Annotated in this window: 19 protein-coding genes and 1 pseudogene; 14 read left to right on the forward strand and 6 right to left on the reverse strand. The window is 47.6% G+C overall.

Annotation, left to right across the window (positions count from 1 at the left end; genetic code table 11):
- Positions 1-180: 180 nt before the first annotated feature.
- On the reverse strand, positions 181-777 hold the full coding sequence (locus tag AAIH57_RS14815) for a helix-turn-helix domain-containing protein (protein WP_175399704.1): 597 nt from the start codon (positions 775-777) through the stop codon (positions 181-183).
- 447 nt (positions 778-1,224) lie between these two features.
- Between AAIH57_RS14815 and AAIH57_RS14820 the strand changes: the two are divergent.
- The 10 genes and pseudogenes from AAIH57_RS14820 to AAIH57_RS14865 all read left to right on the forward strand — a co-directional run.
- Positions 1,225-1,608, forward strand: a pseudogene (locus AAIH57_RS14820) (phage holin family protein); the annotation flags it as partial.
- A 251-nt stretch (positions 1,609-1,859) separates the two neighbouring features.
- The gene (locus AAIH57_RS14825; RefSeq protein ID WP_175399706.1) at positions 1,860-2,147 is read left to right on the forward strand and encodes a Dabb family protein; all 288 of its coding nucleotides are present in this window, start codon (positions 1,860-1,862) and stop codon (positions 2,145-2,147) included.
- A 181-nt stretch (positions 2,148-2,328) separates the two neighbouring features.
- Positions 2,329-2,790: a DUF86 domain-containing protein gene (locus AAIH57_RS14830; protein WP_430022086.1), complete on the forward strand. Its 462-nt coding sequence runs from the start codon at positions 2,329-2,331 to the stop codon at positions 2,788-2,790.
- 11 nt (positions 2,791-2,801) lie between these two features.
- Positions 2,802-3,767: a DUF4261 domain-containing protein gene (locus AAIH57_RS14835; RefSeq protein ID WP_430022087.1), complete on the forward strand. Its 966-nt coding sequence runs from the start codon at positions 2,802-2,804 to the stop codon at positions 3,765-3,767.
- A 180-nt stretch (positions 3,768-3,947) separates the two neighbouring features.
- Complete coding sequence (locus AAIH57_RS14840; RefSeq protein WP_175399709.1) at positions 3,948-4,343, forward strand: YtxH domain-containing protein; 396 nt, start codon at positions 3,948-3,950, stop codon at positions 4,341-4,343.
- Between the two features lie 226 nt (positions 4,344-4,569).
- The gene (racE, locus tag AAIH57_RS14845; RefSeq protein WP_312884396.1) at positions 4,570-5,379 is read left to right on the forward strand and encodes a glutamate racemase; all 810 of its coding nucleotides are present in this window, start codon (positions 4,570-4,572) and stop codon (positions 5,377-5,379) included.
- Between the two features lie 235 nt (positions 5,380-5,614).
- The gene (locus AAIH57_RS14850; protein WP_175399860.1) at positions 5,615-6,844 is read left to right on the forward strand and encodes a M14 family metallopeptidase; all 1,230 of its coding nucleotides are present in this window, start codon (positions 5,615-5,617) and stop codon (positions 6,842-6,844) included.
- A gap of 156 nt (positions 6,845-7,000) precedes the next feature.
- Positions 7,001-7,252 carry a hypothetical protein gene (locus AAIH57_RS14855; protein ID WP_175399710.1) on the forward strand — a complete coding sequence of 84 codons (252 nt, stop codon included), beginning with the start codon at positions 7,001-7,003 and terminating at the stop codon, positions 7,250-7,252.
- Positions 7,253-7,400: 148 nt separating this feature from the next.
- Entirely contained in the window at positions 7,401-7,703 is a 303-nt protein-coding gene (locus AAIH57_RS14860; RefSeq protein ID WP_175399711.1) for an iron-sulfur cluster assembly accessory protein, read from the forward strand.
- Positions 7,704-7,724: 21 nt separating this feature from the next.
- The gene (locus tag AAIH57_RS14865; RefSeq protein WP_175399712.1) at positions 7,725-7,946 is read left to right on the forward strand and encodes a DUF1450 domain-containing protein; all 222 of its coding nucleotides are present in this window, start codon (positions 7,725-7,727) and stop codon (positions 7,944-7,946) included.
- 130 nt (positions 7,947-8,076) lie between these two features.
- Here the strand turns inward: AAIH57_RS14865 and AAIH57_RS14870 are convergent, their stop codons facing one another.
- The gene (locus tag AAIH57_RS14870; protein ID WP_175399713.1) at positions 8,077-8,475 is read right to left on the reverse strand and encodes a hypothetical protein; all 399 of its coding nucleotides are present in this window, start codon (positions 8,473-8,475) and stop codon (positions 8,077-8,079) included.
- 199 nt (positions 8,476-8,674) lie between these two features.
- Here AAIH57_RS14870 and AAIH57_RS14875 point away from each other — a divergent pair, with 199 nt between their 5' ends.
- The 3 genes from AAIH57_RS14875 to AAIH57_RS14885 all read left to right on the forward strand — a co-directional run bounded on the left by AAIH57_RS14875 (position 8,675) and on the right by AAIH57_RS14885 (position 11,292).
- Positions 8,675-8,956 carry a hypothetical protein gene (locus tag AAIH57_RS14875; RefSeq protein WP_175399714.1) on the forward strand — a complete coding sequence of 94 codons (282 nt, stop codon included), beginning with the start codon at positions 8,675-8,677 and terminating at the stop codon, positions 8,954-8,956.
- Positions 8,957-9,131: 175 nt separating this feature from the next.
- Entirely contained in the window at positions 9,132-9,962 is an 831-nt protein-coding gene (locus tag AAIH57_RS14880) for an aldo/keto reductase (RefSeq protein WP_175399715.1), read from the forward strand.
- Positions 9,963-10,386: 424 nt separating this feature from the next.
- Positions 10,387-11,292 carry a prenyltransferase gene (locus AAIH57_RS14885; RefSeq protein ID WP_175399716.1) on the forward strand — a complete coding sequence of 302 codons (906 nt, stop codon included), beginning with the start codon at positions 10,387-10,389 and terminating at the stop codon, positions 11,290-11,292.
- A 141-nt stretch (positions 11,293-11,433) separates the two neighbouring features.
- On the opposite strand, the gene AAIH57_RS14890 is transcribed toward AAIH57_RS14885, so the two are convergent.
- The 4 genes from AAIH57_RS14890 to AAIH57_RS14905 form a co-directional block, all read right to left on the reverse strand.
- Positions 11,434-12,171, reverse strand: coding sequence for a DsbA family oxidoreductase (locus AAIH57_RS14890; RefSeq protein WP_430022088.1), 738 nt, complete (start codon positions 12,169-12,171; stop codon positions 11,434-11,436).
- A 215-nt stretch (positions 12,172-12,386) separates the two neighbouring features.
- Positions 12,387-12,791 carry a cytidine deaminase gene (locus AAIH57_RS14895; protein WP_175399861.1) on the reverse strand — a complete coding sequence of 135 codons (405 nt, stop codon included), beginning with the start codon at positions 12,789-12,791 and terminating at the stop codon, positions 12,387-12,389.
- Positions 12,792-12,871: 80 nt separating this feature from the next.
- Complete coding sequence (locus AAIH57_RS14900; RefSeq protein ID WP_175399718.1) at positions 12,872-14,866, reverse strand: LTA synthase family protein; 1,995 nt, start codon at positions 14,864-14,866, stop codon at positions 12,872-12,874.
- 205 nt (positions 14,867-15,071) lie between these two features.
- Complete coding sequence (locus AAIH57_RS14905) at positions 15,072-16,223, reverse strand: THUMP domain-containing class I SAM-dependent RNA methyltransferase (protein WP_175399862.1); 1,152 nt, start codon at positions 16,221-16,223, stop codon at positions 15,072-15,074.
- A gap of 240 nt (positions 16,224-16,463) precedes the next feature.
- Here AAIH57_RS14905 and AAIH57_RS14910 point away from each other — a divergent pair, with 240 nt between their 5' ends.
- Positions 16,464-17,096: an O-methyltransferase gene (locus AAIH57_RS14910; protein WP_175399719.1), complete on the forward strand. Its 633-nt coding sequence runs from the start codon at positions 16,464-16,466 to the stop codon at positions 17,094-17,096.
- Positions 17,097-17,200 lie beyond the last annotated feature (104 nt).

Below are 17,200 nucleotides of genomic sequence, written 5' to 3' on the forward strand. Positions count from 1 at the left end.
ACTATAATATTTTTGAGGCATTAGTCGGAACAAGTTTTCTTGAGTGAACTTTTTACTCATCAACGATACCGTTGGAGGAAGTAGAAGGATGGCCGAATAACAGTTCAATAGATCACGTCCAATTAAAAAGGCTCTGCCTTCCCGGATGGGAAGAACAGAGCCTTTTGTCTGTTCGCTCATTTAGTTGGTGCGTTGGTCTTTCAGGATGACATCTGCGAACAAGATGGTTTTCGGGATGCGGAAAAATTGTTCCGCTTGTTCCTGAAACGCAGCAGAAGGCAGCGTTCCCTGATGCAGCCATTTGCGGAAGGTGCCGGGATGAACCCCGATCCAGTGGCTGACATCTGTCACCGACAAATCATGGACCATACACAAGCCTGTCAGAATACGGTTGCTAACCGGAGAGCGGGTCACCGTACGCTTCATGAAACGGGAAGGCTCGGGCTGACAAATGACCGGGCTTTTGCGCACCACTTCTTCATTGAAGAGGATGTGACGCGGGTAGCCTAGCAGTTGGCACGCCTTGTCCAAATTGGTACTGCCGGGTATCCGCCCCTCATACACCCACGCGCTCACGCTGCGTGATGAGATGGATAGATCTTCGGCTAACTGGGACAACTTGATATCATTGGCCATCAGCACGGCTAGAAGAACTCGGTTACGGATTTGACAGCGTGTCGGTTTTCGGAATCGTTTAACACGGACGCCTTTTCCCAAGTATTTACGGTTGATCAGAGACCACGCCTGGATGGAATGTTGTTCTGGTTGATTAGGCATATTTCCTCCGATTTTTTTAACCAAATACTACAATAAGAACCGGGGTACTTTCAAGTGCCGTGTGCACTGGTTTGATTTAAGCTTAAACTGACGTGAGCAAGGAAGGAGGAATTATGGACTAGGGTATGCGCAATTCACTTCCTAGTATATTCCTAGATTACAATGTTTCACTAAATTTCAGGGATCAAAAAGAATTCTAACATCAATAAATTAGGTCTTAAGATTCATTCATAGGACTATTTTACTTTTCTCTGTTTTTTGTTGATCTTATGCGGATTTTTACCTAAAATTCACCAATATTATCGGGTGGCCATTGTGATCTTCCAGCGAAAACATGCACAAATCCGAAAGTGATATCCGTGGGTTAAACCAGGCGATTGGTCTGTCAAAATCTATGACTCTTACATATCTTGTATAGTGATCAATTCAGAGGGAGGGGTGAAAAACGTGAGTCCAGCCATAAATACCTTTGCTGCTATTTCTGGAGCATTTGTAAGTTTTGCTTTTGGGGTGTGGGATGAATTGCTGAGTCTGCTCGTGATTGCAATGGCTGTGGATTATGTGACAGGTATCGCTGCAGCTGTAAGGTCGGGTACAGGTTTGAATAGCAACATTGGGTTCTGGGGACTTGCCCGAAAGGGGCTGATGCTGACCGTTATCCTTCTTGCTCACCGTATTGATCTGCTGATGGGGACAGATATCATCAAAGGAGGAGCCATCTATTTTTACCTCGTTAACGAGTTGATTTCCATTACGGAAAACTATGCGAGAATCGGACTTCCACTACCCAATAAGCTCAGACAGGCCATCGCTGTTCTGAAAAAGGAGGAGGAATTGTCTGACCGGGAGTGGTCTGTACCGCAAGTTCAAGCACCCAAAGCTGATCCGAAAAGCCCTTCAGAGGAGGCAAGCCCTTCACCGGATCAAGACAAACCGGAAAAGAAAAGCTCGTAGTAACATTCCTTTGTCATTTAGAGAACGTTTCCATGTATCCTTTCGCAATAGGTAACGTTATGATATATTTTGGTTACACGAAAATTCATTCATTTCTACTAATATAAGCAAACGGGGTGCTTGTTCTGATGATTAAACATATTGTTCTTTTTAAAATGAAAGATCGTTCTCCGGAAACCATTGAGGCAGCTGCGAACGTTCTTCGCAATTTGCAAGGCAAAATTGATGTCCTGGTCTCATTGGAAGTAGGTGTGGACGTACTTCGCTCCGACAGATCCTTCGACATTTCACTTACAGCCGAATTTGCTTCACTGGAAGATCTTCAGGCCTACCAGGTTCACCCGCTTCATCAGGAAGTAATCAAGTATATGAACGAAGTCAGAGAACAGTCGATCGCAGTGGACTATGAAATCTAAATCTAATTCAATCATTTCATTCTGCAGTTGTTAAAGGAGACTGGGCATGAGCGATTTAAGAGACGTTATGGAATTTTTATATATTTTTATCGTATTTTTGATCGCTTGTCCGGTGATGCTTTTCTGGCTTAAGCGAAGAGGAAAACGGAACCGATAATTCAGCGAACGGGAAGTGAACGCATTGTATTACGTAAACAGAGAACAGATTGCCCGCAGGCTTGCTGCCGTGCCGGAGGTTGCCGAAGGGCTTCGCCGAGCATCACAAGCCTGGGATGGCAGTCTTATGCTGGGTTTGGTCCAGGAGCGTTGTCTACACCTGGCTATTGAGATTGTAACAGATGTGGGCAGCTATCTGATCGACGGTTTCATTATGCGGGACGCAAGCAGCTATGATGATATTATCCAGATTAATCACGAAGAGAATGTTTTTGACGCTTCGACTTATGAGGTGCTCCGGCGTCTAGTCTCGCTGCGCAAGCCATTGGTACAGGACTACTTCAGCTGGAAGCGTGCAGAATTGCATCCGCTGAGCACAGAGGTGCCGGACATCCTGGAACAGTTTGCTGAGCAGGTCAGTGTTTATGTGGAGAAAGAACTTGGTCCGTTCCAGCATAATCAGATCGAGGGACAGAGTAAGGAATGAGGGGAAGCAGCATGACAAACGAAAGACAAGATGAACTAGATAAAAAGGATTCAAATGAAGTTCCTTCCGGGTTCCATCCCGTATACATGGTGGAGCTCTTATTCCGAGAGGAACCTGTGGTAAATCGGGTACAGTTACAGGATGCGCTGAGCCGGTATACCGGAAAAGTCCGTCTGGCTGTGAAGCAAATCAACGAACAACAGCCCTCGCAGAAAAAAATGGATGAAGCAGGGACGCATTCGGAGGAAGGCAATGCTTCAGCGTATAAGCAAGAGATGCTTGTTTTCTACCATCTGGATCATCAGGTTTCATTTGAGGAAGGGGCTATACCTGCACAGAACTGTATGCTCCCTGTTCACGGGATCAAGGATCGTTCGCGTTTCGGAGGCGCAGTGCAGCAGGCATGGCACTGGCCTGAAGCGGGACAGGCAGTGAAGTCAGCAAGATACTCCATCCGGCTACATGACATGTTCTCTGCAGCCATGCCGCGCAAACAGCGTCTGGAATTATTCCAAAATATGCTCCAGGCTGTAATGGAGGTTCTGCCTTGCGAGGGGATGTACTGGTACGGCAGTGACAAACTGGTGGAGCCGGAAGCTTACATTCAATCACAGAAGCGGGAAGAACATCTCTACGCAGCGATGAATGTTCGTATGTATCAGGCAGGCGGGACTGAAGAACAGCGTGAACTGGTTATGGATACGGTTGGATTGTCTGCACTTGGTGTTCCTGATGTACAGTGCCATTTTACAGGATTGGATCCGGATACGGTTGCCCAGACCTTACTTGGAGCAGCCTATTACATATTCGATCAGGGGGATGTTCTGCAGGACGGGCAGACGCTGGGATCTTCTGGAGGAAGACGCTGGCGCTGTGAACATCAGGCTGCGCTAATTGCGCCAGGTCGTTATGTCATTGACCTCAATCCCGGAGATGCACATGCAGCTCAGCCGCTTGATTCATCTCGGCATATTTGATACTGACAATCGGGATAAGCAATAATGGGCTTAAAAAAGTTTTTGCCGTCTGGAGTGTCAGGTCAAGCCCTTGCTGCTTATACTGCATCAACAGAGTAGGCATTCGCCCGGATCAATGAGCATCTGGATGTAGTTGCTTGTTATTCGGTACTTCATTAAAGGTAAAGGGAGAGATGCGACGTGAAGGATTCAAACAAGGGTTTGTTGTGGGGAGCATTGATCGGTTCGGTAGTAGGTTCTGTGACAGCTCTGCTGCTCGCGCCAAAATCCGGTCGTGAGCTGCGTCAGGACATTTCGGAGGGTGCACGTCAGGTAACTGAAAAAGGGCAGGAACTGGCCGTCAAGGTCGGCGAGCAAAGCTCACAGATCGTATCCAAAGTTAAAGAAACGGCTGACGTTGTGATTCAGGATATCCAGTCCTGGCGGAATTGCGCAGAAGGGAAAGAATTGCGTGTGTCTGCCGTCATTGCCGATTCTGATTCGGCTGCAGACACTTCCATAGATAACAATGGGACGGAGTCTGGCATTGACGTGGTAGCGAAGCTGCCTGTGGATGATTCGAAGGACAATATCTGAAGCAACGGCAGGTATAAGCAGGCTTTCCTCGGAGAATGAGGAAAGCCTGCTTTGTTGTGTGCGTCAATGATCAAGAAGCACAGCATACGGCCATTTATTTGAACCCTGAGATGAAATCGGGTAAGATGTAGGTACCTTTTTGCCGGAAAAATCATACGGTAGGATGAAAGCTCTGGAACCGAATCGTTATCAGAACCAATTTAATGAAGAAGGAAGCGGTGTGTTCGTGCAGCAAGCAATCGCTATATTAGACTCCGGTGTAGGGGGGTTGACCGTCGCCAAGGAAGTGATGCGTCAGCTCCCGCGGGAAAAGATCATTTATTTTGGAGATACTGCCCGGACACCGTACGGACCCCGTTCGTCCGAACAAGTGAAACAATTTACGGAACAAATCGTTGATTTCTTGATCCAATTCGATCCGAAGGTTATCGTAATCGCCTGTAATACCGCTACGGCAGCAGCGCTTGATTATATTCGGGCGAAGGTAAACGTGCCAGTTATAGGGGTTATCCACCCCGGGGCGCGTGCTGCCATTACGGCTACCCGCACAGGGCGCATTGGCGTCATTGGTACAGTGGGAACGATAGGAAGTGGTGCATATACTTCGGCACTTAAGCAGTTGTCCCCTTATATTGATGTCGTTAGTCAGGCTTGTCCTGCATTGGTGCCTCTGGTGGAGCAAGGTGAATTTCGTTCCGAACAAACAACGCTTACGGTGGAGCAGTCATTGGGCCAGATCAAACAACAGCCAATTGATTGTCTCATTTTGGGTTGCACCCACTATCCATTTCTCATGGAAACGATCCAGGAAGTCATGGGACAGGAAGTGAAATTGATTAGTTCGGCAGATGAGACGGCGAGGGAAATCAGTACGATTTTGTATGATAAACGAAAGCTGGCAAGTGGGAATGAGACACCGGTGCATCAGTTTTTCTGTACGGGAGACCCGCGCATGTTCCAGAATATTACCCGCCAGTGGCTGGGGGAGCAAATCTCGAAAACGCCTGTCGTATGGCAGGTTACCCGATTGACGTAGCTTAGCACTATTCATTCATACATGAGTTAATGTTGACGCTTAACCCACAGCACTCATAAGCCAACCGGAGCCTTTCGAGCTCCGGTATTTTTATTTTTATATGAATAGTGATCGAGACGGCTTGCGTGATTCATGTCACATGACGGACAACCGGGTTCGCATACATATTAGGGTAGAAACCATTATGAGCACAGGACAAGGAGAATTGCGTTCTCCTGCCGGGAAAGGAGACACCATGGAACTTCAGTGGATTATTGTTCAGTCAGGGGACACCTTATCCCGCGTAGCCTCAGCGCATCATATGACAAGAGAATTGCTGGCTGCCCTGAACCCGGAAGCAGCAGCACAACCCTATTTGCTTGCTGGACAGATGCTGCGTATACTACCGGGAACCGGTCGAAGATATGCAGTTCAGCCTGGGGAGAGCGTGGGTTTGATAGCGGAACGTTTTGATTTGAATGAAGAGGAGCTGCGTGAGGCTAATCCCGAGTTTGCGAACGTTACGGATTGGTGCGGGCGTTGTATTCATATTCCGGATTCAAATGGCAAAACTATTGTCAGGCTGCAGGGCGAGTACGGGTATCGTGAAATGAACCGGGATATAGTTAAGCTTGTGAAGCAATACCCGTTTATCACCACAGGTTCAATCGGTACAAGTGTAATGGGGAAGTCTTTACCCTACTTGAAAATTGGCCAGGGAACGCGACATATTCACGTCAATGCTTCCGTGCACGCCAATGAATGGCTTACAACAGCGGTGGTCATGCGTTTTATTGAAGACTATGCAAGAGCGTACAGTGCCCGCGCCCCATGGCACCAGTTTCAAACGGAACGATGGATGCGGGAAACGACGTTGTGGATTGTGCCGATGGTGAATCCCGATGGGGTTGAACTCGTTCAGGAAGGCGTCGTGAATGAACATCCCCACGCCAAGCAGCTGCTGGCCTGGAATGCTGGACGGAAACACTTTACCCATTGGAAGGCCAATATTAGAGGAGTGGATCTTAACGATCAATTTCCGGCTCACTGGGAGGAAGAGGCAGCGCGAAGAGGAATTGTGTCACCTGGTCCCCGGGATTACGCGGGAACAGCCCCTTTATCTGAACCGGAAGCACGGGCACTTGCGCAGTGGACGGAACAACACAGCTTCGCTGCTGTCGTTTCCCTGCACAGTCAGGGGCAGGAGATCTACTGGAACTACCGCGATTTGGAGCCAAAAGAGAGTGCACCCTTATCGCGCAGGCTGGCCCGAGCCTCAGGTTACAAGGCAGTTAAGCTTGGCGGAAGTGATGCAGGATACAAAGACTGGTTTATTCAGCAGTTTCGGAAGCCTGGGTTCACGGTTGAGGTTGGGCTTGGGGTTAACCCATTACCAGTTGAACAGTTTGATGATATCTGTGTCGAGGTGGGCATGCTGCTGGCTGAGTTGCTGTCGGATGGGGATGCAGGGTCAGAGTCCACGTGATGAAACGTTCAGCTGGTCATCTTCGTATAAAAGAAACGGGCGCTGTAACGGCGTCCCATCTTTTTTTATTGGATATCATATTGCTCTTGAACGGGTAATAAGTGGAATACGATTATGTGCCTTTTCTGGCGCATGAAGAATATTGGAGGGGTTCACATGAAGTGGAGAAGACTGCTGTCGTTCAAACGATGGGCCGAGGTGTTCAAGAGACTGCCCCGCCTATTGCGGGCTCCGCAGATCCCTTTGCATGAGAAATTGTTGTTCATCATCCCGGTTCTACTGTATTGGGTGTTGCCCGACGTGCTGCCGTTTATGCCTATCGATGATATCGGTGTTACTTTGCTGCTCATGAACTGGTTTGTTAGTCGTGCCGAGCGCAAATATCCGGTACTTCCGTCTCGTACCTAGTCGAGATTTGAGATAAAACGGATCGTTTTACACCGATTTGCATCAATGTTATTGCGAAGCGGAGTAACTTTCTTTACAATAGATGCTGGAGTTTAGAAATGCTGAAATTGTTGGAACCAGCAATTACAATATAGGAGATGAAGTTGAAATGAACTGCAAAATTACTCGCAATGCGGCAAAAGTATTGAAACTGGAACTGGACAAGCCTGAGAACGAAGGGAAAAAACTTCGTGTTGTCATCACGCATGCACACGGTGATCACGCTCACTACGGACTGGATCTGGACACGCCTAAAGATAATGATACTGTGGTATCCACGGATAAAGAGATCGATGTAATTCTTGAGAACGATCAGCCGCTGCTGGATGGCGTTAAAATTGACTACCTGTACCTTCCTCAAGAGGGGTTTGTTATCACGAATCCTTCCAAAGGGAACCACGGCGACCACTAAGGCCGCGAAGAAGGGGAACTCATGGCTAACGATATCCGCGTATGCGAAAAGTGTAATCATATCAGGCTGAAGTCGATTGTACCCAAGCTGGAGAAAATGGCTCCGGAAACGGAGATCAAGATTGGATGCAAATCGTACTGCGGTCCGTGTGCGAAGCGTGCTTTTGTATTTATTAACGGTCGGTACATTAGTGCGCCAACTGAAGAAGAAGTGCTGGCGAAAGTCGCAAAATTCGTGAAGTAATGTTTTTGTGATCGGAGAGGACTTAAATCGCCCGCGAAATAAAAGGGAGAGGCTGATGCCTCTCTTTTTTTCATATGCAGTGGTAACTAGGGTAGAAGAATTGCGCTGTTCCATGAACCAATAGGGTGGGTTATATGGAAGCATCCTTTTTCATCTCATAGATATCAAAGGTGTCCTCATGAATTTCGATGGCGATTACCGTGTCGTCTTTCTTGAAAAAATGCACACTCCCCAAGCGCTTCTCCTCCAACTCAATCCATCCTTCATCGTGTAACTTTTGAAAGTAATCCGTTGGGGGATAGAGACCTTGTTCACCTCCAATATGTTCCAATTCATATGCCAATCCCATGTGGATATTGGTGTTTGCCGAATTTGTCGTAACTTTTAACGGTTTGGCATTCGAAGGAACTGGAATATCCGAATTCATAGAGGAGCTTGTATAACCGGTTATTTCATACGTCGAAGACGTACAGCCGCTGGTTATCAATAACAAAGTCAATATGATGAGAGAAATCCGCAGGCTTTTCAAATGACCACTTCCTTCTGGCAAAAGGTATTTATGAGATAAACGCAGTGAGTAAGGGGAAGGTTACAAACCTAGGGTCATGATGATTCAAAAAGGAGTCACGGCAGGCCGTTCATAATTGTTCTGCAAAAGAAGAATAAGGCAGGACCTCATCAACCATCCTAAAGGGGTAACAGGAACATGATCCCAAGGAGGAATACTCATGCCGAAGCGTTATGATTCCAGTTTGCAAGCCGATACGAACGTATCTCAGGCGCAGAATGCAGTGAACAAACTACATTTTGCCGTTTCTCAGGCCATGTCACATCCAACCGAACAGACCATTGAGCAGGCTGAACGTCGTTTGGCGCATACGGAGCAGGCCATGCTTCAAGCCGAACGTTCGCTGGGAGGTCAGGGCGTTGAGCTGGCAGAAGAAATGTTTGCTGAGGAGAAGAGAAGATTGAACTCCATCCAGAGTCAGAATGGGCAAGGGAATCAATAACTGTTCCTGTCACACCGGAACCCGCGGGCTATAGAGCTTTGCGGGTTTTTCATGTCCCTTTTTTGAATGTCTCCGAGGAATGAGCCGCCCTGGGCAGTAAATAAGGAAACGCTTAAATTTCTGTCAGAAGGTTAATAACCCTTGAGCAGGCCAAATTCCATACGGGAGGTACAGGATGACCAAACATATTACAGATTGCACGATTCTGAATAATGGGGTAACGATGCCTTGGCTAGGGTTTGGAACATACAGAGCAAAGGGTAAAGAAGTTCAGCAAGCAGTGGAGACGGCATTGGAAGTTGGATATCGCAGCATCGATACCGCGTCCGTCTACGGGAATGAAGAAGAAGTGGGACAAGCCATTGCGAGCAGCGGAATCGCCCGGAATGAGCTGTTTGTGACAACCAAACTCTGGAATGAGGATCAGGGATTTGATTCGACGCTCAGAGCATTTGAAGCCAGTCAGAAGGCGCTCGGACTGAATGTCATAGATCTATACTTAATTCACTGGCCAGGCAGAGACCAGTACAAGGAGACGTGGAGAGCGTTCGAACGTCTATATAGCGAAGGAAGCGTACGGGCGATTGGTGTTAGCAATTTCGAAATACACCATTTGCGCGAGATTATAAATGAATTTGGAACGGTACCTGCGGTCAATCAGGTGGAACTGCACCCGGGGCTGATTCAGCAGGAACTGCAGGATTTCTGTGGAGAGCAGGGAATTCAGTTGGAAGCCTGGAGTCCGATCATGCGAGGAAAGCTGAACAATGAATCCACGCTGAAGGGCCTTGCTCAAAAATATGGGAAGACACCCGCTCAGATTATTTTGCGCTGGGATATTCAAAACCAGATTGTAACCATTCCGAAGTCAGTTACACCCGAGCGTATTCGTGAGAATGCAGACATTTTTGATTTCGAATTAACGCCGGATGAACTTAGATCGATTGATGCCTTGGATTCTGATAAGAGAACCGGGCCGCATCCGGATCAGCTTTTTTGGGACTGATGCAGCTCCATCCCAATATAGGTATTCAACTTTCTGTTTGCGATGGTTCCGGATACGGATCGTTCTTCCGATCGCCTTTCAAAGGCCAATACATCGTAGACAGATAGACCAATTTATGCCATAAACTGAAAGGTCCTCTTCCAGAAGGAGAGGGCCTTTTCTCCCTTTCATAATTGCTGTCGTTATTCATTGCAGAGGGTTGTTGGTCAGCTGGCTGCAATCCCGCAGAACAGAGGTTAAGCTGCCTTAAGGGAGGCTTTTGATAAAGAACAACTTTTAACGCAGGCAACCTTAGAGATTCAGTCAAAATAACGAACAAAAATTTCCTATCACAACAGAGTCAATATGGTGTATAATCTAATGTTATGTGAACGTTGTCACAAAGTTTTAAGTATTTTACATCATAGGAGGCTTAAAATACATCATGAGTAAGTGGGCTTTATTTAAAAATATGACCCGACTGTATTCGGTAACGGTAATGGTTGTTCCAGTAATACTAGGTACCATTGCAGCCTACGCTATGCAGAAGGAATTTCATTTTCTTTTGTTTTTGCTGACGCTAGTGGGCGCGGTGTCAGCTCATATTTTTTCCAATATGGTAAACGATTTATGGGATTATCGCAACGGAACCGATACCCAAGCAACGGAGACAGAAGATGCGATTTCGACGCACTCCGGGTTTCTGACTTCAGGAACCATGACCGAGAAGAGATTTGCGGCAATTACCTGGGGATTCCTAGTGCTGGCTGGGGCTTGCGGTCTCATTCTTACAATTGTCAGCGGTTGGCCGATACTGGCTATTGCGCTGATCGGTGCTTTGATCGCTTATTTCTATGTTGCACCGCCAATTAAATTCGGGTACCGGGGGAAAGGCTATAGTGAAATCGGGATATTTATTTCCTTTGGTATTCTGCCGGTTCTGGGTGCCTACTATGTACAGACAGGAGAGTTTGCGCTTGCGCCGCTGCTGCTGTCCTTACCGGTCGGCATGCTGACCACCATGCTGCTATTTAACCATCATTTTCTGCACTGGCGTGCGGACCGTGAAATCGGCAAGAAGACGCTGGTTGTCATGTGGGGGGAAGAGCGGGCGCTTCGTCTATCCAAGCTGATGACGATCCTTGCTTACATCCTTTTGATCGTAAGTGTGGTGTTCCATGCTCTGCCCGTTTATGGTCTTGTCGCGATTCTTTCCGTTATTCCAATGTACAAGGTTTATAAATCACTGGGCAAAGTTAATCCGTCTGAGACGTATCTGCCGCTTATGGGAGCTTCCCAGCAATCATCTGTGCTCTGCGGCCTGATTATGTGTATAGGGCTGCTGCTCTAGTAGAGTGTATAAATAGGGTCCGGTTCTGCATTAGGCAGGTCGGGCAAGGTCTTCATACTTGTACGAAAATTTGATGAGTTGAGGTATAAGTTGAAAAAAGCAGCAGGTTCAGGGGATACCCTTGCTCCTGCTGCTTTTATGTTATTTGGATTGATTATCGGATTGCGGCACTTCGCATCCATCGTCCGTGCATACACCGCCTGCGTCCGCATTAGGTGCGCTGGACTCAACCATCGTGAATGGGGAGCGATCGTCCCATGCTTTCTGAATGGCATCCCGGAACACGTCATCCGGCTGCGCGCCAGATACGGCAAATTTACGATCGAATACAAAGAAGGGTACGCCGCGAATGCCTAATTGCTCGCCTTCAGCCTGGTCGGCACGAACCTGATCGGCGAATTGATTGCTGGCCAATACCTCGGTGGCTGCATTCGGGTCCAGACCCACTTCCTCAGCCAGTTGAATCAGTACATTGGTGTCACCAGCGTGTTTGCCTTCAATGAAAATAGCCTGGAACAATCGCTCGCTTAATTCAAGCATCTTGCCTTGTGTATCTGCCCAATGGGTCAGACGGTGAGCTGAGAAGGAGTTGGTAGGGATCATCGCATCGATGTTGTATTCCAGTCCGGCCGTGCGAGCATTGGCATTCATCTGAGCATTCATGCCCCGAGCCTGTTCTACACTCATATTGTATTTTGCGGCCAGGTATTCCGCGTTGGTTTTGCCGCTGTTCAATTCAGCATTTGAATCAAGTTCGAAACTTTTGAATTGCAGCTTCACTTCATTACGATGTGGGAACTGGGCGAGTACATTTTCCAAACGGCGTTTGCCAATATAACAGAAAGGACACATAAAGTCGGACCATATTTCAATATTCATCTTGTAAAAACCCCCATCAATATAAATGAAACTAGTTTGGTTACAATTATAAAGCGACTTTCGAATTAACGCAAGCAGGGCTTCGGCATGCCTGAACATAGAAGTGCTACACATGCAGCAGGCTGCTTGTGTAGCACTTTGAGGGTAAATGAATAACGGGATCATGGCTTCAAAGTTATCTGGATGCTTACATGTTTAACACGTAAATACTCATCTTATTTGCCCCGATAAGCCTTGGACCAGTGGTAAGGCTGGATCTCGTCCAGTCTCTTATAGATTAATTTTCCTTCCGGATCATATACGGCGGCTTTGACATCTTCACCCCAGAAAAACAATCTTTCCTGACACACTCCGCAAGGGGCGAGAACCTTGAATTCCGAATTTTCGTCATCACGTGCCACGCAGATCGAATGGGTGACCCGCTCGTTTAATTTGTGTGCTTCCAGATAAGCTCCCGTTTCCATGCATAGATGCGTAGCATCATTAATCACTTCTGGAGCAACGCTGATTAACAGCGAACCGGCCTCGGTATAAACAGCCGCTGCGCCACCCCAGCCTTGAGGGTAGCGATGTTTCACAAAGTTCGCAGCTGCATCGTATAACTTTTGTTCAATCGGCAGATGATCTGGTTGAGTTGTCATTGTACATATCTTCTCCTTTTCATTCCGTTACTTAGGTTAGACATTAGCAGCGGTATCATCTAGGATGCAGGTTCTCCATTGTTCTCTTCGCGGAAGCGCGGAATGAGGTCATACGTAATGACCGTGTCGGAAACATGCAGTCTCTTTGAGGCTTCGTCATGCCCGGAATTGCAGGCGTTAATGTCTGTCTTGGAATGGGTGGACAGATCATAACATGACCCATTCTCATAGATGTAATCGTCCGAGGGAATATAAAATACGGAACCGTCGGTGAATGCACCGCTGCGCAAAACTACTGTTCGGGGAGATCCGTCATAGATGTCGTTCCCCATATGATAGTAGGACTCATCTGTTATACCCAGCAAATGAAGTACGGATGGAGTAATATCCAGTTGTCCTGCAGGTTGATCCAAAGTCCCAGCTTCGGCTCCGTCTGGCAGATGCACCAGTAGGGGCACCTCATTCATGATTTGCTCCAGATCGAGTTCATTTAGAGATCTTCCAAGAAATTGCTCATATTGAGCCTGCTCCTTAATGGAATTATCGTGATCCCCATAAAACATGAAAATGGTATTGTCCCATAATCCCCGGTTTTTCAGATCTTCTACCATGCTGCCCAGCGCAGAGTCTACATAATGAACGGACTGCAGATAGTCGCCAAACATCGTCCCTTCAAACTCGTCCACATCAAGCTGCTGTTTATCCTGCGGGAGTGCATATGGATGATGACTGCTGAGTGTAATGAGGAAGGAATAAAAAGGTTCTGTCACCTCACTGTCCATCTTCTCAACGGATTGTCGGAAAAACGACTTATCGGACAGGGACCAGCCGAGTGGATCATCCTGCTCAAAATCATTTTTACTGTAAAACTTGTCGTAGTTCATGTTCTGATACATGGTGTAACGGTTCCAGAATCCACTCTCGTATGCATGAAATACATTTGTGCTGTATCCATTATCTTTCAGGATTGACGGTAAAGAGTCATACGTATGGTCTGCGTACCGAACGAATGCTGATCCGACGGGCAGTGGATGCAATGAAATATTGGCTCCAAAATCGGCATCCGATGTTCTGCCTTGGCCAGTTTGATGATAAAAATGACTGTAATACTGACTTTCCTTCATCAGTTCGTTAAAATGAGGCGTGATTTCCTGACCGCCAATGCTCTGTCCAATCATAAAATTCATGAAGGCTTCGCCTTGAACGATGATGACATTGCTGTCCTTATACTTACCAAAAAGTGCATCATCACTCGAAGAATTTTTCTGTCTGTCAGCGAAAAAGGACTTGGCCTGCTCGACATCTGCGGGGTCAGCCTCTGGGCCAGAACCGATGTGATCCTTGGCATAGTTGTACAGATCGTATCCGTGAAAAGCGAGAAGCCCGGTGACATTGTACATGGATACGTTCCACCAATTATTATCGAACAGTCCTTTGGCCCACGTTTTGCTGTAAAAATAGATAGGTCCTACGGCAAGGCAAAGTCCCAACACTAGGGCGATGCTGCCGGCAGTGAGTCTGCGCATGCCTTTTTTGCCGCCGCGATCAGAATAACTTCCTAACCTGTTACTATACGGAGTCGCACGTGAAACGCGATATCGTCTGCTGAATAGCAAAATGACCCCATACGGAATAATGGCTATCCAGTCTGCGAAGAACCACAAGTCGCTGACGTGTAAGAGGGTGGCAATGCTGTCTCCCAGAGCGTCAACTTGTCTGGCCTGCATCAATACAGGGATCGTCAGAAAATCCTGAAAGTATCGATAATAAACCATATCGGCATAGATCAGCGCTGTAAGCAGCAGATTAAGCACGACAAGGGACAGAATCATGCCCCGCCGAGGCAGCCACCAGGTCCAAAAGGACAGAAGCAGCAAAGAACCAATGGCAATGACTTTATCCAAGAGCCCCATCGTAATGTTGTAGGCATGCAGGTTGTGATGAAGCCACATGAGTTTAAGCAGCATAAGCACAAGGAAAATAAGATATAACGTAAGTGGATGATTTAGAAGCCTGCGCGGCGTCATGCGGCGTGTAGGCTGTGAGATGACCATCTAGGTTCCCTCCTGGTTGCAGTGTTTTGTTCGAATATTGTTAACGGAATGTAAAATAGGGCTCCATTCATTATAGCGTGGCTTCATGGCATTTCAACTATGCCCAGAGCAGAAGTGCTTCATGCAGGGCAGCAGCTGCAAAACTGGCGCAAAAAAGAGCGCCCCCGCCATGGGAGGCAGGAGCACTCTTTTGTGAACGTTGTGATTATTGTTGTGGTGATTGATTCCGTGGAGGTAATGGTCCCAAATACTGATAGTACTGGGTTTCAATTCGTCCATTAAACAATTTGCGACGCTTGTCTGCTTTGCGGCCGAAAGCATCTTCGAAGGATTTGGTTGAAGTGATGGCAAAAAAGGACCAGGTTGGCATTTCAAGGTAACTGCGTCCTAAGGAACGAATCAGCTTCTGAACTTCCTTCTCTTCGCTCAAACGTTCACCGTATGGCGGATTGGTAATGATCACACCATATTCTCCTTGAGGTCTGGCACGGTGTGCAGGCAGGACGCTTACTTCAATGTCCTTGGCGAAGCCGGCACTTTTGATCGCTGCCTGTGCTACCTCAATCGCTTCCGGATCGATGTCGCTACCCGAAATCTGCAATGGAACGTCGTCACGTACAGCATCGAATGCTTCCTCGCGAGCCTGTTCCCACAGTTCATGGGGGATGACATCCCAGTTCTCAGAGTTGAAGGAGCGACGCAGTCCCGGTGCAATGTTCCAACCGATCATGGCTGCTTCAATCAGCATGGTGCCTGAACCGCAGCACGGATCATAGAAGGGACGGGATACGTTCCAGCGGCTGAGCTGAATAAGGGCTGCCGCAAGTGTTTCTTTCAGCGGAGCCTCGGTTACCAGTTTACGATAACCCCGTTTGTGAAGGCCTGGTCCGGTCGTATCCAGCGTAAGCAGGGCGCGGTCATTCAGCAAAATCACTTCAACGACATATCGGGCCCCGTTTTCCGGGAACCACTCCGTGTTATGTGTAAGCTTCAGTTTCTCAACGATCGCCTTTTTTACGATTCCCTGAGAGGCAGGCACGCTGCTCAGCTGGGATTTGTGAGAGCGGCCCTCGACAGGGAATTCACCGTTGGCCGGAATCCATTCTTCCCAAGGAAGTGCTTTGGTCCCCTCAAATAATTCGTCGAATGTCGTCGCAGGGAACTCACCCATTTTGATAAGAACCCGATCTGAACTTCTCAGCCACAGGTTACAGCGGCAAATATCAATGTAATCTCCAGTAAAAAACACTCGGCCATTCTCGACCGTAACATCCTCATATCCCAGCTGTTTCAGTTCCCGGGCTACGACAGCCTCAAGTCCCATTGCTGAAGTGGCAATCAATTGCAATTGAGCCATGTGTTTCATTTCAACTCCATTTCATGCAGGAGAGGCATGTGCCTTCTTCCAGCTGTATAGTGACGGCGCGGCCTTGCCGCATTCCGTGAAAAAACTTACAATGAGAAATGCGGTAGGCATTCTGCGTTCATCAAGCAGGTTAATGCATCAGTCAAACCGCCTGTGTTGATAACAAACATTCATTATAGAACATTGGCATCCATAAGGAAAGCAGTCCAAGTGTCCAAGGAGGATAACGTGGTGAATCTTACCCCTGACGAATATGTAAATCAATTATTTCAAGAAGATGATCTGTTATTAAAGGTAAAAGAGGCCATTCGTTCAAACGATATGCCTGAAGTTTCGGTTGCGCCGGCTTATGGCCGTCTGCTCACTTTTCTCGCCAAGACATCACGGGCAGAGGCCGTGCTTGAGATTGGTGTACTGGGTGGTTACAGCGGGATTTGTCTAGCGCGCGGATTGGAGGAGGGAGGAACCCTCACTTCATTGGAATTGAAAGAGGAGTATGCAGCAATGGCACGTGGTCACTTGGAGGAAGGCGGCTTTGGGGATAAAGTTGAATATCGAATCGGCCCGGCAGCTGCCAGCCTCGAACAGCTTGAGCAGGAAGGTCGAACATTTGATTTCTTCTTCATTGATGCAGACAAAGAGAACTATCCGGTGTATCTCGACTATGCCATTCGGTTAGCGCGCCCTGGAGCTGTTATTGTGGGAGATAACTGTTTCCTGCGTGGACGTACGCTTAATCCGGACAAGCAGGGGCCGGCAGTACTTGCCGTTCGCCGATTCAACGAACAGATAGCGAGTGATCCGCGCCTCGTAACAACAATGCTGCCCGACTATGATGGTCTTGCACTGGCCTGGGTGAAGTAATTAAGCATACGTATAGCATACAAAAAAAGAGATGAACTCATCCCTCATTCTAGGGGGGCGGTGTTCATCTCTTTTTTTCATATTATAAATGTATAAGAGCTTGA

Source organism: Paenibacillus sp. MABNR03 (assembly GCF_050455445.1).
GTDB classification, from domain to species: Bacteria; Bacillota; Bacilli; order Paenibacillales; family Paenibacillaceae; genus Paenibacillus; species Paenibacillus xylanilyticus.